Origin of the sequence: Agarivorans sp. TSD2052, from assembly GCF_023238625.1 — a bacterium.
GTDB lineage: Bacteria > Pseudomonadota > Gammaproteobacteria > Enterobacterales > Celerinatantimonadaceae > Agarivorans.
This window is the reverse complement of sequence record NZ_CP096670.1, coordinates 4578743-4600906: the sequence shown is the minus strand read 5'-3', so window position 1 is coordinate 4600906 and position 22164 is coordinate 4578743. Positions and strand designations below refer to the sequence as shown.

The following is a 22164-nucleotide window of genomic DNA, read 5'->3' as shown; positions in this document are numbered from 1 at the left end:
GGCTTCAAACCAGCCTGAATGGATCACTGTATCTAAGGATTAATAATGAGCCTATTTAAACTCATAATACACTGTTCCATATTAACCCTATTGGTAAGTTGCGGTGGCAGCACTGACAACGATAACCCAGTTAAAGCCTTTAAAGGAAGAGCGATTGATGGCTATATCATCGGCGCTACTGTTTTCCTAGATCTAAACTTCAACAGTTTACATGATGCAGGTGAACCCAGTGTTGTGACGCAAGAAGAGGGAGAGTTTGAGCTAGTTATTCCGTCACGTTATAGCCAATGTGCTCAGTACGTGCCTATAGTCGTAAATGTGCCTGTGGGTGCGATAGATACCGATTTTATTAATACACCTATAGAAAATGCTTATTCGATGGTTTTTCCACCTCAATTTGCATTAATGACAGATCAATATTTGTTGAATTTGACGCCGTTAACCTCCGTTGTTTGGAAGCAAGTTGAGCAAGAACTCCGCGTTTACCAATCAGGAAATTTATCTTGTCAGTCTATTATTGCCGGACAAGAACTTCGAGAAGATATAGCACATAGATTGCGAGAGCAAGAATGGCGAATTGCTAATCGATACAACATTACGGTTAGCGAATTGTACGCTGACTATATCCACTCCGGAGATGATTCACTCCATCAACTTGCACAAAAACTGGTACCCGGATTGCAAAAGTCATATGAAGAAACCAAGCAATTACTAGATCAGCATCCAAACGCAGATTTTGCTTGGGTTGAATATTTCTTAGGGCGGCTAGCAAATAAGGATTCACTATATGACGATTGGTACCGTTATGAATTTGTTCAAACATCTAATGGTAACTTCGATTCTGAGACTTTTGTTATGTCTGATGACCTCAGTACTAAGGTGAGTCTATTCGATAAAAGTTCGATGAAAACGGTTCAGCGTAGTGGTATGAACATAGAGAAAACTGTCAACTTAGTCTATGCAGAGTTTGGCTACGGATGCTCGGTGAGTGAATGGCTAGAAACAACCTCACAGCAGTCATCAGGCGTTAGAAACTCAGTTTATTATGACGTCACCGATTGGACAGAATGTGAATCTCAAATGATCGCCGGTAGTGAGGTAATGCAATCTTTAATCACAAAAAACTATAGCGGTTCTGAGCTATCTAGCTCTACTGAACACGTTTACCATACCGACAACAATAGTGGGTTTAGCCATCTAATTGGAGTAACAGATTCAGTGACTCAAGAAGACTTAACCCCGATTAGAGAGGTAGTAGACACCGATTTTTACAGTGATGAATCTCATGGCGCTGACTATTGGTCGAGAACGAAAAATGACTTCAGTGAAAACGTCAGTAAGCCCTCTCAAGTTATGACTAGCCATAATAGCGATGGTAAGTGGGAAAAATATACTAATTATCGTGATGGTACCCATAAATTAGAATGTGGCGATTCAGAAACTTCAATGTCAGAAAGCCAATGCACTAATTTTAAATAAACTATATTCTATTAGGAAAGTGCACTTGGGTTGAGAACACATTTATCAGTTTGGTCCCCAATCGGTCCCCCAAGTGTGCAACCACACCTGTGTTTATGGGCATCTTCACTTTCTGTATCGGAAAGTAAAAAGGGTCAACATGGTCCCCTGTTGGGGACCACGTAAAACACCTCTGCAGTGCCAATAAAAAGGCATCGGCAATCAACGTTAAACCTTAGCCTTTCTGGCGTGAACCGCTACCTTCATCGCTCTTTTCTTTATCATCTGCAATATCAGCTTTATCTTGTTTGATAAAGCTTGAAGCTTCATCCTCGTGGCTGGTAGAGCTTATGCCAGTACTTTTTGCAAATACCTCTAGGTATTCAAGATGACTGTCGCAAAATGATACCAACTTAGCTAGCTCGCTTAACTCTTCCCCTTTTACAAAGTAGAGTCGCTTAGATAGCTCCGATATTTCTCGCTTTAAGTCATCCATACCGTCTTTTGAGTAAATCTTCGCTACATCTGAAGCTTTGTCATTGAGATAACGGCTAACCGTTTCGTCGGTAGGGAGAGACCCAAGTAACAATGAAAGAAAGATAAACCCATGGTTTTGGCTATGAAGATTCGCATCCCCCTTACTTCTCAGTAACAGTAAGCCAAGGAATAGCCAAGCAGCATCAGATATCTCGATTTTGCTCGTATCATTGTTGCTTTTTTGTTTTTGAAACTCGGTAATGCGCATCAAGTCTTTTCGAAAATGCACAAATAGATCTTTGGCCCTAAGCTCCATTAAACCAATACCAAAATTTCGAGCACCGTGATGTAAGCCTTCAAGAATATTAAAGAAGTGCTGGTTTTCTTTAATAATGCTGATGGTTTGTTCACGGGCGCTTCTGTCGCTAAAGAAGTCACTAATCAACGTTGAGTTGTTGTTGACCGTTGAGCTGCTACCTTCGCTATTTGCGTGCAGTAACACTGAACGAAAGAGTGAGTCTTTAAACGCTTCTTCGATTACTTCAACAAGCACCTCAAGCTTTTGCTCTAACTTGTGTTGCAGGCTTTGTTCTAATTCGCGCTTTCCTTCGCTTGGTTCGTTCTGGACAGCGGCAGCTTTGTTAATAGGGTTGTTAAGGTGCTCCGGAATCCTAGAAGGAAGCTCTTGTGTACGATAAAGCTCTTCAGCATGTAATAACACGGCAGCACATGCTCGCTTGGCATCATAAGCTGCGCGCGTTAAGCGAGAATTAAGCTCTGAAATACGTTCAACCTCACTGCCCCATAGGTTTACTTGCTCCCTGATCGAGTCATTCTGCTGAATGCTAGCCGCTAAGCCAGCAATGCGAATCGCCACCAGTGCTCCGGCAAAGCCTAAGGCCCAGCCACCAAGAGCATCAAACAAGCCGGTATTTTCTTGCGATAGTTGACTAGCTGAAAGCTCTAATGGCAATAAATTCCACTTTATGGTGAACCAAAATATGATAAAGGTTAACGCGCCAAAAAGTAGCGTAGAAATAACCAGATGATTGACTGGGCTTTGAATAGCCTGACGCAGCCAATAACGCATTACGTTGTGTCGCTTGCGCTGAGCCATTAAATACCGCCCCTTTGTTGTTCTCCACTTTCTCGATTTAGGATGCCTTCAATGTCTTTTTTCTGCTGCTCACTTAATTCATCCAGTTTGTCTTTTATTGACTCAAACCATTGGAAGTTTGATACCTTTTCTTTACGCGCCTTAAGCAGAGAGTGCAGCTTAGCTTCAGCAGCTTGGCTGTCTTCAAGCATTAAGCCAAACAGTTCTTCATAAGTATCTTCACTAAACTGATGAATAAAAGTCACTAGTCGTTCTATCTGGCCGGGGTTGACGACGCCATCGCCTAATGGAATGTCGATAGAGATGCGTAACTCTCCATCTGATGGGTCCAAAGACATCGATAAAAATTTATATTCGAACTGGAACCAAGCAATGGCAGAGGCAATTAAACTGTAATCGGTCTTGTCCAGATCAAACTGATAAAGCCACGGAGTCACAAAGCGCAGTAAAGTTTTATCTGAATATTCAATCACTATACGCAGGCTAGGTTTATCTTTGCCGTTTAAGTATTTGCGAGTTGAAAAGCCAAAAACAAAGCGCTTTTTTTCTTCGTCATGTTCGTATTTATAATCATTTTTATCTAAGAAATGCGCCACAACTTGGTCGGCACTTAAGTGATCAACAGCCTTGGTTTCAACGGCTGCTGGCTCCGAGTCGCCTTCAGTCTCTTTGCTTTTTGAGATGGCGTCTTGGGCGGTTCTTAATAATTTAATGAGTATCGACTCTGATGCTTCAAGGTATTCATCAAGTCGTTCCGCCACTTCTTCAGGGCTTGAATCACTCGTACTTAATACGGTTGCAAAGCCATCATTATCAATGAGGATGTCTAAGCCCGAGTCTTCATCTTTAACGTCAATCCGCTTTTTCCCTTGTGCTTTTAGTAATTCTCTAGCTAATTCAACGGATTGTTTGTTGCTATAAAGGTTAAAGCAAACATGAACGGTTTTATCGTCACCAAACAAAGTGATAGACAAAGGTAACTGGCTATCCGACTCTACCCTACTAACAATAAAAGGTTCCTTGGAGCTAATCTCCCAATTATCGCGATGACTAGAAAACTCTTCAAATAGCTTGGTGTAGCGCTGGATTAAACTCATTAATGACTCCATTCAAGTAGAATTTGTTAAACTTCGTTTAAAATACCTTATTTTATAACTAAGGTATTAATAAATTTACTTTTTTTGAGGTTAACTCATTATTTAGCTTGCTAAAGGTAGGTACTTCAATATGCTCTACAGAATGGAGGGATAAAGTCGCTCTGGCATTTTAAAGGGATATAAACGCTTGAAAACATTACTTCTGTTCACCAAATATATCGCCTTACAGGAAAAGGCCTCAGCCATTTACGAGGAACACCTTGGGGCAGCTTACTTATGTTTGGCTGGGTATGCGGTAGACCGAGAAATGGATGTTTTTAAGAAGCTTTCAGAGTGTTTTAAATTGCCTCCGTTTGATTGTTTTAAACTGGCAGAGGAGTATGCAGCAACACTTAGTTATTCTGCTTTAGAACAAGCTAAGAGTGCCACCGTTTTGCCTTTTTCAAAACAGGTCAGTGAAATCTTAGAAAAAATAAATCCGCCACTTGAGCCTTCTTCATGGATCGAGCAGATGAAACTGTTTGAATTGCCAACAGGTGGCGCAGCTTATCGAGATAAACTGGCTAAATTAGAACAAGTGAAAACCGGATTGTTAGAGGAGGTTTACGGGCAAGATCATGCTGTTGAGCACCTCATTGACAATGTCGCATCATCTTTATGGCATGGCCGCCGAGATAAGCCAAAGGGTGTCTTTTTATTTGCTGGCCCCCCCGCCTCAGGAAAAACCTATTTAGCAGAGCGTTTTGCCAAACAATTAGGTGACGAATACCAATATAAGCTCTTTGATATGACCCACTATACCAACTCAAACGAAGTGTTTGGTTTAGTGGGTGCTAAGAAAACCTATGACGATTCGGCGCCGGGGCAATTAACCGAATTTGTTAAACAGAACCCTAAGTCGGTACTTGTGTTTGACGAACTTGAGAAAGCACACACTCAAGTATTGATGGGCTTTCTGAGCTTATTGTCGAGCGGCTGGATGACCGATGAATACACCGAACAAGCTATCGATTTCCGAGACACTATTATTATTTTCACTTCCAATCTTGGGCGGGCAGTGTATGGGAAAAAAGAATACCTTCAAGCCATAGAGACCAGCCCTGCTAAAGCGCGTGCTGCACTAATAGAACAACTGAGAAAAGAAACAAAAATTGAGCGCGGACGAGAGGTGCAAGCTGTACCACCAGAGTTATTGTCGCGTTTATCTCAGGGAAGCGTTCTATTATTTAAAACGCTGGGATGGGCAGAGCTAATGCGTGTAGCCATTAGGCAACTTGAGAACGACCTTCAGGCGTTTAGCCAACTGAGCCAAATAAAGTTCGATGTACTAGCAGATGAGTTAAGCCATTTACTCGTCATGAGCTTTTCTCCTTTGTTCGATATTCGAGATATAAAAGCGAATATCAGCAGTAAATTAATTGACCCCATTACTGACTTTTTACGACGCAATACACGCTCAGAGATAAAGTCTATCCGTATTTCGCTGGCTACCGACCTCGTTAATTTTTTGACCGTCGACGATAAAGAAGCCCAGTTTAAGTCCTTACGAACACGCCATGAAGTATTTAGTTTTAGCGCTCACTGTCAGTTAGACGGCACGAAACTAAATGTGCAGTTGAGCTCACCGAGTCTTGATGTGTTATTGAGGGCTGAAGATGTTGAGGTAAGTGGAGGCATTGTCATTGATTTGCCCAACATTTCGTTTTCCGATATTGCGGGGCACGACGTAGTAAAACGGCGCTTAACTGAAATCATCAGCATCATCAAAAACCAAGATACTCTTGCAGAGCAAGGCATTATAGCTCCCAAAGGTATGGTGCTGTATGGCCCGCCAGGAACGGGTAAAACAACCTTGGCTCGTGCGCTTGCTAGTGAAGCTGGTTTGCCGATGATTAGTTGCTCAGGGAACGACTTATTATCAACGTCATTTATCGAAAAACTATTTGAACGCGCCCGAAAATATGCGCCTTGCATCGTGTTTATTGATGAAATAGACGCGCTTCCTAAGCGCGGCCAAGCCGGCCCTATGGCGGATGCATTAACTAACCGCTTGTTGGTAGAGATAGATGGTTTTAACCAAGCATCAGAACCGGTGTTTATTGTGGCAGCCACAAACTTAGTTGATAAGTTAGATGACGCCTTATTACGTTCAGGGCGCTTAGATCTGCAACTAGAAGTCCCCTATTTAGATAAAGGCGCTCGGTTATGGTTTATTCATCGATTTCTTGCCAATGACTGTTATGAAAAAGACATAAATCCAGAGCTAATCGTTAGCCTAACAGCGGGTTGCAGCGGCGCCGATCTGGAGAAAATCCATCGAGAGTCAGTGCTTCGCTCACTCACTGAAGGCAATAGAAAAATTGACCAAACTGCCCTTATTGAGCAAGTAAATATACTTAAATACGGGGTAAAACGATCTCAGGATAGTTGTGAAAAATCGTTAGCCGAAACCGCTTACCACGAGGCAGGACACGCGGTACTTTCTAAGATACTGGTGCCAGAAAGAGACATCGAACAAGTTAGTATTGTTCCTCGGGAAAAAACGCTAGGCATGGTGGCGTATAACAACGATCAAAAAATCGACTACACCAAGTCATTCTGGTTTTCTCTCACTTGTATTGCCTTAGCAGGAAGAGCAGCGCAGGTTAAACAGTTTGCAGATGATGGTTTAGATACCGGTGCATCGAGTGATTTAAGACAAGCAATGCATTGCGCGTGGATGGCCATTGCACGTTATGGCATGCACCCAGACAGCTACAACCTCGACATAAATGCTATTCAAGAATTAGCAGGTGAGAGTTATTTTAAGCAACAGACTGAAAACCTAATTAAATCTTGGATAGACGATGCCTCTGCAGAAACGGATAAGCTCACCCGTGATCATTGGCCACAAATAGAAGCGGTAGCCACAGCACTACTAGAACGAGAAGTCTTATCAGAAGCAGAGCTAATTGAATTGATGCAAGCATCGATTAAATAACACGCTGAAAATAACCAATACCTGTATTGCTGCTATAGAGGCGTAAAACGGTCACTTAAACGTTTATTCATGATGCTTAATAAACGGAAGCCTGATGACCAACACGCTTCTCATCAGGCTTTTTACCGCATCGAGTAACCAGATTTTCATAGCCATTTATCAACGATAGATACCTACAATCCCATTCATCGCTTGTGCTTGTTGCAGCGATGCTGTTCGTTGATGCTTTATTTGGCAATGCCCAACTCTACGCGCTTCTTCAAGTATACGGCCAAACCCGTGTTGTATGGAAAACACCTCTTTTTCTATCAAAACCACCCCAAGTTAGTAAGCGCTCACAACCACAAATAAACCTATAAAATAACAAAAAAAGCATAACAAAATGCGTATTATCAAGAAAACGTCTAATTGGCGTCATCATTGCGATTTTTAAGTCTGCGAGTTCTAAAGTTAAGCTCAACAGGGCTCACAATTTAATAATCCCATCAAATTTAACCTTAAAAATATTGACTTAAATCAATTTTCAATTAAAGTTTCACTGTTTTCTGAAAGTTCAATAAAAAGGATTTGTCGCGTGCAATTATCGGAGAAAAGCCAAGCCTTTGTGCTGCATTTCGGAGAAATGGGCAGCCGTTGGGGCTTTAATCGAACCGTTGGTCAAATACTGGCTTTACTGGTGATCAACCAGCATCCTCTGCACGCAGAACAAATTATGCAACAACTTGGCATTAGTCGCGGCAACGTGAGTATGGGATTAAAAGAGCTGCAATCATGGCGTTTAGTTAAGCTCAGTCATCAAGCTGGCGAACGCCGAGAGTTTTTCACCGCTGCCGGTTCTATTTGGGACATGGCTAGAACGGTGTTTGAAGAACGCAGCAAACGCGAAGTAGATCCAACCCTTTCATTGCTACGCTCTAATTTATTAGAAGAACCAGAGAACGAAGCAGACAAATATACCCAGCAAAAAATGGAAGAAATCCATGATTTGTTGGAGCTAATTACTCAGTGGTCTTACGCACTCAATACTATGAACCCCGATAAACTGCAGAGTTTAATGAAAATGGGCTCAGGTATTGGCAAAATTTTAGAACTAAAAGACAAAATTGTTGGTAACAAGGGATCTGCCACCAGCTAATCACATTATCAATCTTAATGAGGCTTAACCATGCTTGATGCCCTAATGCTATCGAGGATACAGTTTGCTGCAAATATCAGCTTTCACATCCTGTTCCCCACCATCACCATTGCGATGTGTTGGTTTTTAGTATTTTTTAAAGTTCGCCACGATATGACCGGCAATCCCATTTGGATGCGTGCTTATCGCTTTTGGGTGAAAGTATTCGCACTTTCTTTTGCGATAGGTGTAGTGAGTGGCATCACCATGTCATTCCAGTTTGGCACCAATTGGCCAGGTTTCATGGAAACCGTAGGTAATATTGCTGGTCCCTTACTTGGTTACGAAGTACTTACCGCGTTCTTCCTCGAGGCTACCTTCTTAGGCATTATGTTGTTTGGCATTAAACGCGTACCAAACAAAGTCCATACCTTGGCCACCATATTGGTCGCGGTAGGCACCAGTTTATCGGCCTTTTGGATTTTAGCGCTCGACTCTTGGATGCAAACACCTACCGGCTTTGAAATGCGCGATGGCGTTGCCTTCCCCACCGACTGGTTTGCGATTGTATTTAACCCCTCATTCCCCTATCGCTTAACCCACATGTTAATCGCATCGGGTTTAACTGCCTCATTCTTCATTGCGGGTATCTCAGCCTATAGAATACTGAAAGGGGATGTGAAAAAAGCACCACGTCTTACCTTAAAAGTAAGCATGATAGTTGCTGCAGTGTTAGCGCCCACTCAAGCCTTAGTTGGCGACTATCACGGCTTAAACACCCTAGAACATCAACCCGCAAAAATCGCCGCTATTGAAGGGATATGGCATACCGAAAAAGGCGCGCCTCTACTGTTATTTGCCTTGCCAGACGAAGAAACAAAAACCAACAAATTTGCTATTGGTATCCCTAAACTTGCCAGTTTAATTTTGACTCACGACCTTAATGGTGAGCTTAAAGGCTTGAACGAATTTGAAAATGAACATCCACCAGTAGCCCCAGTATTTTGGAGCTTCCGCGTGATGGTCGGTTTGGGTTTACTGATGCTAGCGCTAAGCTGGTTTGGTAGCTACCAAATGGTACGCCGCGGCAAAATGCCTAACTGGATGCTTAAAATATTAGTCGCCACCACATTCTCGGGTTGGGTGGCGACATTAGCGGGGTGGTATGTCACAGAAATTGGGCGTCAACCTTGGTTGGTCACCGGCGTATTGCGTACCGAAGATGCGGTAACCAGCTTACCCGCTTCAAACGTTGCCTTTTCACTGGCCCTATACTTGATCGTATACGCCTTCTTGCTAGTTGCCTACATTCGAACGGTATTTCTCATGGCGCGTAAAGCGGTGAAAGAAGAAGAATTTGAAACCAACGAACCCAAACCAGATGGAAACTTAACCAACCTAAACCAACTGGAAAACACTACTGAAGGGAGTACCAACGTATGATGGACGCCTACTGGTTACCGGTCATTTTCATCGGTTTAATGGGCCTTTCGGTTCTTATTTACGCCATCTTAGATGGCTATGACCTTGGTGTAGGAATTCTACTGCCAATGGGGGAAGCCGACGAAGCACAGCGCGATACCATGATTGCCTCAATCGGGCCATTTTGGGATGCTAACGAAACCTGGTTAGTGCTCGCGGTTGGCATCATGCTGATTGCCTTTCCTGCTGCGCATAGTGTGGTGTTGTATCATCTATACATTCCGGTAGCGATTTTGCTGATCGGGCTTATTATGCGTGGCGTGGCCTTCGACTTTAGAGCCAAAGCGGCCATTGACCACAAGCTCGCTTGGGATCGAACCTTTAAAGCAGGCTCTATTCTCACCACCTTAGCCCAAGGCTACATGTTAGGTTTATATGTAATGGGCTTTGAAGAAGGCCTAAGTGCCCACCTGTTTGGCTTATTAAGTGGTGTAGGTGTTACTGCCGCATACAGCTATATTGGTGCGGCTTGGCTAGTCATGAAAACCGAAGGTGAACTACAACAGCGCTCTGTAAACTGGGCAAAAACAACCGGTCGTTTCTGCCTAATCGGCGTGATAGCGGTATCCATTGTCAACCCGCTGGTAAACCCAGGAGTATTTGACCGCTGGTTCGATTTCCCCTTAGTAATGTTTGTATTACTGATCCCGGCGTTGTGTTTTGCAGCCTTCATCTTTAATGATGTTTTGCTGAGACGTTTACCCAAAGAAAACGATCGTCACTGTTGGGTTCCCTTCTGCTTAGTGATGTTGATTTTTGTATTGTGCTTTAGTGCACTTGGCTTCAGCTTCTTTCCCTATGTGGTACCCGGACAAATCACCGTATGGGAAGCAGCATCAGCCCCTGAGTCGCTGTCGGTAATTTTAATTGGCGCACTAATCGTAGTGCCGGTTATTTTGGCTTATACCGCCTTCTCTTATTGGGTATTTAGAGGTAAAGCAACCTCTCTTAATTACCATTAAGGGTCATATTAGCCTCCTTAAATATAGTTGTTAGTCAAATAATGCCGCTCGGTTAACTGAGCGGCATTATTTTTGAGAGGCGCATAGTGTGTCCCCTACAGCGGCGAGACAAGCGGCTTCGTTCAATTTTCTAATTAAAAACTTAGCTGCTCCGCTGAGCTTTGACTACGCTCAATAAATAAACAGGGATTAGCCTATCTACTTGTTTCGCATTCAAGTAGAATCCTGCTGGCTCTGCGCTTGGTAGATTTATTTTTCCTAGCACACTTAATTTTGATCAGGAACTTTGCATGACTAACAACGATATTCTTCGCCGTATTCGCTACTGCTTTAACTTTAACGACAACAAAATGATCGCCATTTTTGCTCTGGCTGACCAAACCGTTACCCGCAGTGAAGTAAGTGATTGGCTAAAGAAAGAAGAAGATCCTGCCTATAAAAATTGTAGCGACAAAACCTTAGCGGCTTTTTTAAACGGTCTTATCAATGAAAAACGCGGAAAACGCGAAGGCCCACAGCCGGCACCAGAGAAGAAGATAAACAACAATATTATCTTTATGAAACTGAAAATTGCCTTGAACCTAAAAGCAGAAGAAGTCTTAGAAGTGCTAGGGCTAACGGGTTTTCAACTGAGCAAACATGAATTAAGTGCCTTTTTCAGAAAACCTGATCACAAGCATTACCGCGTATGTAAAGACCAAATCATGCGCAACTTCCTACATGGTATGCAATTAAAATATCGCGCGAATCCTGAAGAAGCGCCTGATTTTGAGTGGGATGCTGAATAAGCCTAATCAATAAAAAATGCCGAGCTCTTGCTCGGCATTTTGCTATATAGCCCCTTACAAGATTTTAGCCTCAACTAATAGTAAGTATCCTGCTCACTATGAAATTGCGCATCGTCGGGGTACAGCTCATGCATATGACGAGCATGCAGTAATCCCGTTTGTTGATCGCGGATCAAGGCAACACTGTTTACTTCATCAATTTTGTCGACAATGGCTTCACCATTATCGTAAACACAACGAATACCTATTTTGAAGATATGATGGCTCATAAGCTGACTCCACATTACTAAGGTTCAACAATAGTTACGTTTGTCGTTGAGACTTAGATCCTTGTATGCGGGAAAACGACGAGAGAATGAAGAAATGAACGGGCGAGATGACTCGCCCGTTGTCTTAAACTAAGCGGTTTGCGTTTGGTTTAAGTGAGTGTCTTGATTAACTAATTGAGGGTCATCTTGGTCGGTTACGGTTAGCGTCACTAAGGCGGCTATCACCATAGAAGCACCACCTAATACCAAGGCCATCATTGAATCTCCACCAAAAAATTCGCGTGTAAAGTAGCCTAAGATACCCGCCGCTAAAATCTGAGGAATAACAATGAAGAAGTTAAATACGCCCATAAAGAAGCCCATTTTTTTACTCGGTAACGAACCCGCTAAAATAGCATAAGGCATACATAAAATGCTGGCCCAAGCAAAACCAATACCTACCATGTTAAGCATAAGCATTTTCGGATCTTCAATGAAGTACATGCCGGCCAGGCTAATACCGCCCATCGTTAAACATAAAGCATGTACCGCTTTACGGCTGGTACGGTTAGCTAGCCAAGGCAAGGCGAAGGCGGCTATAGCGCTTACGCCGTTATACATAGCAAAACAAAGGCCTACCCAGTCAGCTCCTTCATTGTATAAACTTGACGAGGTATCAGTTGCACCATAAATGCTGCTAGTAACTGCAGAGGTGGTGTAAATCCACATAGCAAACAAAGCAAACCATGAGAAAAACTGTACCACCGCCAGTTGACGCATCGTGGTTGGCATTTTCTTCACGTCAGCCCACACCGCTGCAAAACCATCACCGCTTTCTTGTTCTGGCTCTGCGCTTTCAAAGCGATCCATTTCTTCAGGGCTATATTCTTTAGTTTTAAGCACTGTCCATAATACCGCACCAAAAAATACTGCTGCTCCAGCATAGAAAGAGATTTTAACCGACGGTGGTATGACTCCTTCTGGGGCGGTATTAGCCACACCAAACCAATTTGCCAGCATATAAGGCATCGCCGATGCGATAACCGAGCCAACACCAATGAAGAAGGTTTGAACAGCAAAGCCTTGAGTACGCTGTTCTGACGGTAGGTTATCAGCAACTAGCGCTCGGAAGGGTTCCATGGAGATGTTAATTGAGGCATCTAAGATCCACAACATACCAGCCGCTACCCATAAGTAAGGCGAGTTAGGCATGATCAATAAAGCCAATGAAGACAAGATCGCGCCAACTAAGAAGTAAGGGCGACGGCGACCTAAACCATTCCAAGTGCGGTCACTCATATAACCAATAATAGGTTGAATCAACAAGCCAGTTACCGGAGCAGCCAGCCATAAAATAGGGATTTGATCGATACTGGCACCCAGGGTTTCAAAAATTCGGCTGACGTTAGCGTTTTGTAGACCAAAGCCAAACTGAATACCCAGAAATCCGAAACTCATATTCCAGATTTGCCAAAAACGTAATTTTGGTTTGTTTGTGTTCATAATCTTTACTTACTGCTGAGAGTGAACAACTGGTCAAGCCAGCTGGTGAGAAATTTGGCGAGATTGTGAAGACAAAAGGTGATTTAATCCACAAAAATTAAGCGATCCAGATCACATTAAAACATGAAAATGCTTTCATCGTCACACTTAACGATATTTTTGACTAAAAATATATCGTTTACCCGTTAATACTCTGCAGCTAACATAGACAATGCTCCTCAACCACGCTTACTGACGCAAATAAACGTAAATCAGTAAGCGTGCTCACAGATCTGAATGCAAGTTTTAGAATAATTACTCAATATCTGTTTAGCTAGGTGGATGTTAATAAAATGTTACCAGCCGGAGAGAAAATGATTGAGGCCAAGCACGCAGAGATTCAATCCATTGCAGCCCCAGCAAGCTTAATCGATGCCAGCGGCAAAGTGCAGTTTGGTCACTTCAATCAAGCCGTTGGCAATTTAGGTTTACACCATTTCATCTATAACACCGTGATGGACAGACCCGCATCGGCCTGGGCCAAGCATTTTCATTACAAGCAATTTCAGTTCATCAGCATAAAAACCAAACACTACATAATAGGAGTAGCCATTGCCGATATTCGTTATTTAGCCAGCGGCTTTTGTTATGTGTATAACATTGCCAGCCAAGAGCTGCAGGAGACTAATTGGCTAAAACCCTGTGGTGTGGCTTACGGCACCGAGCCTAGCAGCGTAAATAGCCGCGCCTATATCAATGGTAAAGCCACCTTCAGTATGACGATTGAAAATGGTCAGTGGCAACTAACGGTAAATACGCCGTTTATAAAGGCTGAATTGAGCTTGCTAAGTGTAAACCCAGAGCAGGTAATGGCGATGTGTAGCCCTACCGCATATAACGGCTGGACCTATACCCAAAAACACAATGCTTTAGCGCTAAATGGCGCGCTGACGGTGAACGGTGTTAGCCAAAACTTAGTGGGAGCTTTGGCAGGCTATGATTTCTCTGCTGGATATATGCGCCGCGAAACCAGCTGGCGATGGGCCAGTATTTCAGCCCAACTTGGAGAATTAACGCTTGGCCTTAATTTGGCTGCAGGGGTTAACGAAACCGGTTTTAATGAAAACGTACTGTGGTTACAAGGACAAAAGCAGCTATTAGGTCCTGTACATTTTGAATTCTCGCGCCTACCAGCAGCACGAGGCAATCAGCCCAGCAATAACTGGCATATATACTCTGCCGATGGCCGAGTAAATTTGCACTTTACTCCACTTAATGGCCGCCAAGAGCGCCTGAACCTTTGGTTACTTAAAAGTAATTTTAGGCAATACATTGGCCATTTCTCCGGCGTGCTTACCGATCAATCTGGTAAACAACATCACTTAGATAAGGTGTTAGGCCTAAGCGAAGACCACTTTGCCCGCTGGTAGTTAAGGAACCCAACATGGATGTGAGTTTACTCATTAGTCACCCCGAATATTTACTGTTGGCATTAGCGCCACTCTTTGTAATATGCATGGGGCTGGAATGGTACTGGGGCAATCAACGCCAGCGGTTACCTTCATCTGCTCGTTATGAAAGTAAAGAGGTGCTGTGCAATTTTGCATTAGCAGGGATGCATCAGCTGAGTGATTTACTCACTGGTTTACTGATTAGCCAGCTCTATCTTTCACTGTTTGCATGGCGAGTGTTCGAGATAGAAATGAATGTGCTTAGCTTTATTGCCTTAGTGATTGCGCAAGATTTTTGCTATTACTGGTTTCATCGCGCCAGCCACCGGGTTCGTTGGATGTGGGCTGCACACGTAGTGCATCATAGTTCTGAGAATATGAACTTTAGTACCGCCTTTCGACAAAGTGTTATGTACCCCTTAGCCGGCATGTGGGTGTTTTGGTTGCCCTTGGTGATGATTGGTTTCGACCCTCACTGGGTAGTTTTTGTGGTGCTGCTTAATTTGGGTTTACAATTTTTTGTACATACACAAGCCATTAAACGCTTAGGCCCCTTAGAATGGATATTTAACACGCCATCTCACCACCGCGTACACCATGGGCGAAACCCGCAATATATAGATAAAAACTACGCCGGCGTGCTTATCATTTGGGACAAACTATTCGGTAGTTTTGAACAAGAGCAGCAACCCGTTGAATATGGAATTACCCAGCCAATTAACAGCTTTAATCCCTTGGTGGTTACCTTTAATGAGTGGCGGGCCATGTACCGCGAAACCTTAGCCCCAGGGCTATCTTTTCGCCAGCGCTGTGGCTTATTGTTTGCGCCCCCAAAAACCCCCCCTAATAAGTAGTAATAATAATGATTCAAACTTGATCTTAAGTTTCGCTTCACTATAATAAGTTTCGAATCGAAACTTAACACTTGAGAATATGATCAAACGAAACACCCAGCAGCGTCGTCGCTTAATCTTAGAAAAGCTTGCCGAACATGGTGAGGTAAAGGTTGACGACCTAGCTCACGCTTTTGAAACATCAGAAGTTACGGTTCGAAAGGACTTAGCTAGTCTTGAAGCTAATGGCTTATTGTTAAGGCGTTACGGTGGGGCGGTACCGATTCCCAAAGAGTTGATCCAAGAGCCCGATGAAGAACATATTTCTGAGCAAAAACAGTCAATTGCTCAATCAGCGGCTGGCTTAATTCGCGATCACAATCGCATCATCATCGACAGCGGCAGCACTACCGCCGCCTTATTACCAGAGCTTTCAGGAAAAGAAGGCTTGGTGGTGATGACGAATTCGCTAAGCATCGCTGGAGCGTTACGCGAATTAGAAAACGAGCCCACCCTTTTGATGACCGGTGGCACATGGGACACCCACTCAGAGGCGTTTCAAGGCCAAGTCGCCGAGCAAGTATTACGTGCTTACGACTTTGACCAGCTGTTTATAGGTGCCGACGGCATTGACGTAGCGCGTGGCTCTACCACCTTTAACGAGCTGGTGGGCTTAAGCCAAGTAATGGCAGAAGTCGCCCGAGAAGTGGTGGTATTAGCCGAATCAAATAAGATCGGTAGACGAATTCATAATTTAGAGTTGGCATGGTCAAAAATATCAACTCTAGTCACAGACAAACAGCTAGACCCAACTGTCGCCGAGCAAATTCGTGCTCAAGGCGTTAATCTGGTGATAGCGCAATAAATTTATCGACAAGGAAAGAACTATGTGTGGAATTGTAGGAGCAGTAGCTCAACGTGACATTGCTGAAATTTTAGTAGAAGGCTTACGCCGCTTAGAATACCGCGGCTACGACTCTGCCGGTGTAGCGGTCATTAATGCCGCGGGTCAGCTACAACGGGTTCGTCGCTTAGGAAAAGTGAAAGAACTCTCAGATGCGGTGGCTGAATCTAAAGTAAATGGCGCTATTGGTATTGCGCATACCCGCTGGGCAACCCACGGCGAGCCAAGTGAGATTAATGCTCACCCACATATTTCTACCAGTACTCTTGCCGTCGTGCACAACGGCATTATTGAAAACCACGATGAACTACGTGAGAAGTTACGAGGTCTAGGCTACACCTTTACCTCTCAAACCGACACCGAAGTCATTGTTCACCTTGTACACCACGAGTTAAAAACAGCGAGTTCATTGCGTGAAGCTGTGCAACGTGCAGTTCCTCAATTAGACGGCGCTTACGGTACGGTAGTACTCGACCAAAATGACCCAGAGCGTATTGTTGTTGCTCGCTCAGGTAGTCCGTTAGTTATTGGCCACGGTATGGGCGAAACCTTTATCGCATCAGACCAACTGGCATTGTTGCCCGTAACTCGCCGTTTTAGTTACTTAGAAGAAGGCGACGTAGCCGAAGTCACTCGCGCTGGCGCTGAGATTTTTGATCTTAATGGTCAGCCGGTAGAGCGTGAAATTACCGAATCTACCGTTGAACATGACGCGGGTGGTAAAGCTGGCTTCCGTCACTTCATGGAAAAAGAAATTTTTGAACAGCCCAGTGCCTTGCGTCAAACCCTTGAGCAACGTGTATCGGCTGCCGGTGTAAACATTGATGAGTTTGGTCCAAACGGTGCCGAGCTATTATCTAAAGTTGAACACGTACAAATTATTGCCTGTGGTACCTCTTATAACTCGGGCATGGTAGCGCGCTACTGGCTAGAAGCCGTTGCAGGCGTAACCTGTAACGTAGAAATTGCATCAGAGTTTCGTTACCGCCAATCGGTAGTGCGCCCAAACAGCTTGTTTGTTACTTTGTCTCAATCTGGTGAAACTGCTGATACCCTAGCAGCCTTACGCATTGCTAAAGAGTTGGGCTACATGTCTAGCTTAGCCATTTGTAACGTGCCGGGCTCGTCGTTAGTGCGCGAATCAGACCTATCTTTTATGACCAAAGCTGGCGTTGAAATTGGCGTAGCATCATCAAAAGCCTTTACCACTCAATTGGTGGCTTTATTGCTACTGACCTTAGGCATTGGCCGCTTACAAGGCCGAGTAACAGCCGAGCGTGAAGCAGAAGTGATTGCCGAGCTAAAATTATTGCCAGCCAAGGTTGAGCAAGTGTTAGCCACGTCAGAAACGATTGAAAAATTAGCCGAAGATTTTGCCGATAAAGAACACACATTGTTCTTAGGCCGCGGTGACCAATATCCCATCGCAATGGAAGGTGCACTGAAGCTTAAAGAAATCTCTTACATTCACGCAGAAGCTTACGCTGCAGGCGAACTAAAACACGGTCCATTAGCGTTAATTGACGCAGATATGCCTGTAGTTGTAGTGGCGCCAAATAACGAATTACTAGAGAAGCTAAAATCTAACGTTGAAGAAGTTCGCGCTCGTGGCGGCCAAATGTATGTATTTGCCGACCAAAATGCCCGCTTTAGCAGCGATGAAACTATGCGAGTGATAGAACTACCGCATGTTGATGAGCTGGTAGCGCCTGTACTTTACACCGTACCACTTCAGTTATTGTCTTATCATGTTGCACTGATTAAAGGCACCGACGTAGACCAACCGCGTAACCTAGCAAAAGCAGTTACGGTTGAATAATTGACACGTGGTGTACGAGCAGAGTAGTCACTGGAAGTAAATCTCAACTTAGCTAACAAACAATAAAAACGATCTGCCGCTTGGTAGGTCGTTTTTTTTTGATAAGCCTTGTTAATATACGAAATAAGTGTAATTCAACCAACAGCACTCAATCAGCTTTACTGCTGACACAACAACGGTAAGTATTGTATGAAAAACTTGTTTTACCTCATTTACCTAGTGCCATGGAGTGTATTTGCAGCAGATGTACACATTGATATTGTTGGTATCAACTCTACCGATGGGCAAGTAGTGCTTAGGGTGTGGGATTCGGATGAAAGCTATTTAAAACAGCCTCTATTAATCAAAATGATACCCACAAAAAATGCGAACAACGCTGTGTTAAGATTCACTGTTAGCCACTCATTACCCTCTGAGTGTGCCATCAATGTTTTTCATGACAAAAATAGCAATGGCCAATTAGATACTAATTGGCTTGGAATACCCAATGAACCCACCGGAATGAGCAATAATGCAAAAGGCCGTTTGGGTCCACCAAGCTACCAAGAAGCAAAAATAAGCCTATCTGGGCAAGAACAAGTATTTACGATTAAAATAAAAGAAATCTAAGCTAAGACTTAGCCATCATCATTTTCGACTGTCGGGCGTTTTACTCAAGCATTTAGCTAACCCCCTTTCAGAACAAATAGCTGTAGGATCCAGCTTAAACATAACAAGGATTGTAATGAAAACATCGCTACGTTTTACCCTTAGTTTGTTTGTCGTTTTAGCTTTAAGTGCTTGCTCTACTAAAACACTCATTCCCACCAGCGAGCGCGAAGCCGTGCGCCAGCAGGTTGAGCAGCAAGCTAGCAAGGGCATAGAGCGATTAGTTGAACTGAACCCAGAACTAAAAGAAGAGGTAGAGCAAGCTGCTGGGTACTTTGCCATTGAACTTTCGAGCTTTAAAGTGCCCGTTTTAGGTAAATCAAATGGCTTAGGTGCGTTATATAACAAGTATAACGATAGTATTACTTATATGGATGTTGAGCGTTACGACGTAGGGTTTGGTTTAGGCAAAAGCTCTTATTATCTAGTTGGTTTACTTGAAAGCCAGCAAAGTATTGATGCTTTTAGTCGCGGAGGTTGGAGCTCGGGCGTGGTTGCAGAATGGCGCTTAGGCGAAAGCGGACAAACCCTCGCTAGCACGGTAACTGTGAACCAATATGACGTACCCGCATACATTGTCAGTGAAAGTGGCGCCAACGTATCTAGCTCGGCGGTATTAGTGAATATATCGCGTAATGAAGAGCTTACCGATAGTGGCCTAAACAAAGTCACCTTGCCAATGAAAGACACTAAAGCGCGAGGCACTCAACAGCAACATGCACCTAGAAAATGGGACCGTATATTGCCATTTTATGGCCAAAGGGTGATTGATTTAGGTTATGACTTACCACTGCCAATTGGTATTAGTTTAATTTATGTTGATACCTATCAGCATATGGATATAGACGAATTGCATGTAGGTGCTGGCGGCAAAGGTGCGAACGTACCTATCGATTTTGTGGCGTTTAGCGATAACGATAACAGCTCGTCTACCCCGCAAATCAAGCTGGATGCGTGGCTGTTTCCTTTCATGAATGTGTTTACATCATTTGGCAGGATCAGCGGTGATGCCAATGTAAACTTTGCGCTAAACGGTGATGACTTACTGAATCAGTTAGAAATTGATTGCTCCGGCATTATTAATCATCCAGCCTGTGGCGTATTAGAAGGCAAAGAAACGGTTCCATTTAACGTTAACGTGGACATAAGTGGTTACAGCTATAGCGTGGGAACAGTATTGGCGGGTGGTTGGCGCAGTTACTTTTTAGCTGTACCACTGACCTTTACCTACGCAGATATGGATAGAACCAACAGCGACGGGATTGTGTTTAGTGCGGTTCCTCGCGCCGGTAAGCTGTTTCAATTTGAAGACGATCGCAGCTTAGCGCTCTATGCCGGTGTCAGCTATCTTGATAGTGAACTACGCATTGACGGCAATCAGCCCATTCCTGGTACCGAGCTATCGATAGACTACAAAGTTCGCCAAGAAAACAAAGATAAATGGCAAGGTTTAGTGGGAGGAAATTTTAACGTGAATGCTTATTGGTCGGTAATGTTTGAATATGTAGGTTTTGGTGGCGACCGTCGCCAAGTAATCGCTGGCTTAAATCGCCGTTTTTAGTCCACCAAGCGATAGATACAAGAGCCATGCTGCTTGACCTATTTACTCAGTAGCGCTTTAATGATGACAGTGGTTAGTTAGTAGGCTTGTTATGCGTCTGTCACGGTTAGGCAACATCTGGATCTCAGCGTTTAGTATCTTGGCGATGCTATTCTCTAGCTTTGCCTTTAGCGCGCCGCCAAGCAAACTTGAAATGTTAGGTGACAATCATTCAATGACAGCTGCGCCTTGCGCCATGCAGAATAATAGCCAAACAGCCTCATCAAACATGTTTCACACTAAACCCACTTCAGAATGTGCCGTTGCCGCTGAACTAATGGCAAGTTGTTGTATCGCCGCTTGTTACGTTGCTACTGGCCTTATCAACCATGCTGCCGAGCCGCAGGCGCAACCAGCGCAACGTTCGGTTATTTCACTCGATCCAAGCATTCGGCTAGTGCGACGAATAAGTCTGCTTTATCGCCCTCCAATCGTTTAAGTCCTTCTTTGTTATTCACTTCGCGTTAAGTGCTAGTTCGACTTAATGACGAGGTTTCCATCGGTGATAACATCGCCTTAAAGAAAGATATCTTAGACTCAAAATGAGTCTCTATATTGAGTTTTTTATGTACAGATTATTTAGCTATACGCTGCTATCCATTTGCCTAAGTTTGCCCACTAAGAGTTGGGCAGACCAAGTGCTATATCGAAATGCAGGGGGATATGGTTGTTCAGCCTGTCATGGCAAATATGCAAACGGTGCTGGAAATGTAGGTGGCAATATAAGAGGGGCAAGTTTAGCTCAACTAAATAGCGCCCTAAACAATGAACCTAGCATGTTGTTATTGGCCTCAGTACTCACTAAACAACAACGTAGATCATTAAGCGCTTACCTAGAATCGCTAGGGAAGATGCACTTAGTTGAATGGACAATTAGTGACTCTTTTGCCCACAGCAACCTAAACATTCACATTGGAGAACCCAGCCAATTGGTGGTGAAAAATGATACTTTTTCTTCCATTAGCATCGATTTGTCGCCGCTAGGCGCAGCAACAACATTACAGGTTGCTCCCCTAGATACCGAAGCATTTACTTTTACTCCTGCTAGTGAGTCAAGCACCACCACATTGGCGACAGCAAACCAAAAAAATACATTAAACCTTATTAAACAAGAGGAAGCACAATGAAACATCTTGTAAACGTATTCGCCTTATTACTTCTTATGTTCACAGGCTCTATCTGGGCAAAGCCAAACATAGAGCTATATAAATCGCCTACTTGTGGCTGTTGTAAAGAGTGGGCCAACATTATGGAAGACAAAGGTTATCAGGTTAATGTTCATCACCAAAGAGAATGGAACGACGTCAAAAAATCTTTTGGTATGCCAGTGCAATTACAGTCTTGTCACAGCGCAGTGATAAACGGTTATTTAATTGAAGGGCATGTACCTGAGCTAGACATTGCCCGTTTACTGGCTGAACGACCAGACAACATAAAAGGTTTAGCTGCACCGGGTATGCCTCAACATTCTCCAGGAATGGCTCAGCCTGGTCAGCCTTACAAAAACTTTAAGGTGATTTCTTTTTCGGAAGATGGCATGGCAGTGTTTAACCAGTACTAACCAATCAAGATAAGTAACGGTAGTTGTGTCTTCGCAGCTGCCTTACTTTTTACAGGGATTGTTGGCTAAGTAAATAAAAAAACAAAGAAGTTAATATTTGTGACCTCAGAGAAGGGAAGATTAAGGCCTCCTTGCCTTGGTTA

19 protein-coding genes are annotated in these 22164 nt (G+C 43.7%); 15 read left to right on the top strand and 4 right to left on the bottom strand.

From position 1 onward, the window contains the following. The first annotated feature begins 45 nt into the window (after positions 1 to 45). Positions 46 to 1479 carry a hypothetical protein gene (locus tag M0C34_RS21090; protein WP_248713613.1) on the top strand — a complete coding sequence of 478 codons (1434 nt, stop codon included), beginning with the start codon at positions 46 to 48 and terminating at the stop codon, positions 1477 to 1479. Positions 1480 to 1693: 214 nt separating this feature from the next. Here the strand turns inward: M0C34_RS21090 and M0C34_RS21085 are convergent, their stop codons facing one another. Continuing rightward, a complete protein-coding gene (locus M0C34_RS21085; RefSeq protein WP_248713612.1) occupies positions 1694 to 3052 on the bottom strand; it encodes a hypothetical protein in 1359 nt (452 codons plus the stop codon). Further along, entirely contained in the window at positions 3052 to 4149 is a 1098-nt protein-coding gene (locus tag M0C34_RS21080; protein ID WP_248713611.1) for a hypothetical protein, read from the bottom strand. The genes M0C34_RS21085 and M0C34_RS21080 overlap by 1 nt, the downstream gene beginning before the upstream one ends. A gap of 187 nt (positions 4150 to 4336) precedes the next feature. Between M0C34_RS21080 and M0C34_RS21075 the strand changes: the two genes are divergently transcribed. The 5 genes from M0C34_RS21075 (at position 4337) to M0C34_RS21055 (ending at position 11475) form a co-directional block, all read left to right on the top strand. Further along, on the top strand, positions 4337 to 7129 hold the full coding sequence (locus M0C34_RS21075; RefSeq protein ID WP_248713610.1) for an AAA family ATPase: 2793 nt from the start codon (positions 4337 to 4339) through the stop codon (positions 7127 to 7129). A 574-nt stretch (positions 7130 to 7703) separates the two neighbouring features. After that, positions 7704 to 8264 (top strand): GbsR/MarR family transcriptional regulator, encoded by a 561-nt coding sequence (locus M0C34_RS21070; RefSeq protein ID WP_248713609.1) that lies wholly within the window; start codon positions 7704 to 7706, stop codon positions 8262 to 8264. Between the two features lie 30 nt (positions 8265 to 8294). Further along, the gene (locus M0C34_RS21065) at positions 8295 to 9686 is read left to right on the top strand and encodes a cytochrome ubiquinol oxidase subunit I (protein WP_248713608.1); all 1392 of its coding nucleotides are present in this window, start codon (positions 8295 to 8297) and stop codon (positions 9684 to 9686) included. Next, the gene (gene cydB / locus M0C34_RS21060) at positions 9683 to 10687 is read left to right on the top strand and encodes a cytochrome d ubiquinol oxidase subunit II (RefSeq protein WP_248713607.1); all 1005 of its coding nucleotides are present in this window, start codon (positions 9683 to 9685) and stop codon (positions 10685 to 10687) included. The genes M0C34_RS21065 and cydB overlap by 4 nt, the downstream gene beginning before the upstream one ends. Before the next feature lie 290 nt (positions 10688 to 10977). Continuing rightward, positions 10978 to 11475, top strand: coding sequence for a YehS family protein (locus M0C34_RS21055; protein WP_248713606.1), 498 nt, complete (start codon positions 10978 to 10980; stop codon positions 11473 to 11475). 74 nt (positions 11476 to 11549) lie between these two features. On the opposite strand, the gene M0C34_RS21050 is transcribed toward M0C34_RS21055, so the two are convergent. Beyond that, positions 11550 to 11744: a hypothetical protein gene (locus tag M0C34_RS21050; RefSeq protein ID WP_248713605.1), complete on the bottom strand. Its 195-nt coding sequence runs from the start codon at positions 11742 to 11744 to the stop codon at positions 11550 to 11552. 129 nt (positions 11745 to 11873) lie between these two features. Next, the gene (locus M0C34_RS21045) at positions 11874 to 13226 is read right to left on the bottom strand and encodes an MFS transporter (protein WP_248713604.1); all 1353 of its coding nucleotides are present in this window, start codon (positions 13224 to 13226) and stop codon (positions 11874 to 11876) included. A gap of 332 nt (positions 13227 to 13558) precedes the next feature. Between M0C34_RS21045 and M0C34_RS21040 the strand changes: the two genes are divergently transcribed. From M0C34_RS21040 to M0C34_RS21000, 9 genes are all read left to right on the top strand, one after another. Next, complete coding sequence (locus M0C34_RS21040) at positions 13559 to 14635, top strand: DUF2804 domain-containing protein (protein WP_248713603.1); 1077 nt, start codon at positions 13559 to 13561, stop codon at positions 14633 to 14635. 14 nt (positions 14636 to 14649) lie between these two features. Beyond that, a complete protein-coding gene (locus M0C34_RS21035) occupies positions 14650 to 15510 on the top strand; it encodes a sterol desaturase family protein (RefSeq protein WP_248713602.1) in 861 nt (286 codons plus the stop codon). Positions 15511 to 15589: 79 nt separating this feature from the next. Beyond that, complete coding sequence (locus M0C34_RS21030; protein ID WP_248713601.1) at positions 15590 to 16354, top strand: DeoR/GlpR family DNA-binding transcription regulator; 765 nt, start codon at positions 15590 to 15592, stop codon at positions 16352 to 16354. 22 nt (positions 16355 to 16376) lie between these two features. Further along, entirely contained in the window at positions 16377 to 18212 is a 1836-nt protein-coding gene (glmS, locus tag M0C34_RS21025) for a glutamine--fructose-6-phosphate transaminase (isomerizing) (RefSeq protein ID WP_248713600.1), read from the top strand. Positions 18213 to 18401: 189 nt separating this feature from the next. After that, entirely contained in the window at positions 18402 to 18821 is a 420-nt protein-coding gene (locus M0C34_RS21020) for a DUF2141 domain-containing protein (protein ID WP_248713599.1), read from the top strand. Between the two features lie 115 nt (positions 18822 to 18936). Continuing rightward, positions 18937 to 20421, top strand: a complete 1485-nt coding sequence (locus M0C34_RS21015; protein WP_248713598.1) for a lipid-binding SYLF domain-containing protein — start codon at positions 18937 to 18939, stop codon at positions 20419 to 20421. 91 nt (positions 20422 to 20512) lie between these two features. Then, on the top strand, positions 20513 to 20899 hold the full coding sequence (locus M0C34_RS21010; RefSeq protein ID WP_248713597.1) for a hypothetical protein: 387 nt from the start codon (positions 20513 to 20515) through the stop codon (positions 20897 to 20899). A 127-nt stretch (positions 20900 to 21026) separates the two neighbouring features. Further along, positions 21027 to 21587: a c-type cytochrome gene (locus M0C34_RS21005; RefSeq protein WP_248713596.1), complete on the top strand. Its 561-nt coding sequence runs from the start codon at positions 21027 to 21029 to the stop codon at positions 21585 to 21587. Next, complete coding sequence (locus tag M0C34_RS21000) at positions 21584 to 22021, top strand: DUF411 domain-containing protein (RefSeq protein WP_248713595.1); 438 nt, start codon at positions 21584 to 21586, stop codon at positions 22019 to 22021. Before M0C34_RS21005 ends, M0C34_RS21000 begins: the two co-directional genes overlap by 4 nt. The last annotated feature ends 143 nt before the right edge of the window (positions 22022 to 22164 follow it).

Bases quoted from the DNA above. Each gene is read 5' to 3' on its own strand.
- M0C34_RS21090 (WP_248713613.1), top strand. From the start codon at position 46: ATGAGCCTATTTAAACTCATAATACACTGTTCCATATTAACCCTATTG.
- M0C34_RS21085 (WP_248713612.1), bottom strand. From the start codon at position 3,052: ATGGCTCAGCGCAAGCGACACAACGTAATGCGTTATTGGCTGCGTCAG.
- M0C34_RS21080 (WP_248713611.1), bottom strand. From the start codon at position 4,149: ATGAGTTTAATCCAGCGCTACACCAAGCTATTTGAAGAGTTTTCTAGT.
- M0C34_RS21065 (WP_248713608.1), top strand. From the start codon at position 8,295: ATGCTTGATGCCCTAATGCTATCGAGGATACAGTTTGCTGCAAATATC.
- cydB (WP_248713607.1), top strand. From the start codon at position 9,683: ATGATGGACGCCTACTGGTTACCGGTCATTTTCATCGGTTTAATGGGC.
- M0C34_RS21055 (WP_248713606.1), top strand. From the start codon at position 10,978: ATGACTAACAACGATATTCTTCGCCGTATTCGCTACTGCTTTAACTTT.
- M0C34_RS21050 (WP_248713605.1), bottom strand. From the start codon at position 11,744: ATGAGCCATCATATCTTCAAAATAGGTATTCGTTGTGTTTACGATAAT.
- M0C34_RS21045 (WP_248713604.1), bottom strand. From the start codon at position 13,226: ATGAACACAAACAAACCAAAATTACGTTTTTGGCAAATCTGGAATATG.
- M0C34_RS21040 (WP_248713603.1), top strand. From the start codon at position 13,559: ATGTTACCAGCCGGAGAGAAAATGATTGAGGCCAAGCACGCAGAGATT.
- M0C34_RS21035 (WP_248713602.1), top strand. From the start codon at position 14,650: ATGGATGTGAGTTTACTCATTAGTCACCCCGAATATTTACTGTTGGCA.
- M0C34_RS21030 (WP_248713601.1), top strand. From the start codon at position 15,590: ATGATCAAACGAAACACCCAGCAGCGTCGTCGCTTAATCTTAGAAAAG.
- glmS (WP_248713600.1), top strand. From the start codon at position 16,377: ATGTGTGGAATTGTAGGAGCAGTAGCTCAACGTGACATTGCTGAAATT.
- M0C34_RS21020 (WP_248713599.1), top strand. From the start codon at position 18,402: ATGAAAAACTTGTTTTACCTCATTTACCTAGTGCCATGGAGTGTATTT.
- M0C34_RS21015 (WP_248713598.1), top strand. From the start codon at position 18,937: ATGAAAACATCGCTACGTTTTACCCTTAGTTTGTTTGTCGTTTTAGCT.
- M0C34_RS21010 (WP_248713597.1), top strand. From the start codon at position 20,513: ATGCGTCTGTCACGGTTAGGCAACATCTGGATCTCAGCGTTTAGTATC.
- M0C34_RS21005 (WP_248713596.1), top strand. From the start codon at position 21,027: ATGTACAGATTATTTAGCTATACGCTGCTATCCATTTGCCTAAGTTTG.
- M0C34_RS21000 (WP_248713595.1), top strand. From the start codon at position 21,584: ATGAAACATCTTGTAAACGTATTCGCCTTATTACTTCTTATGTTCACA.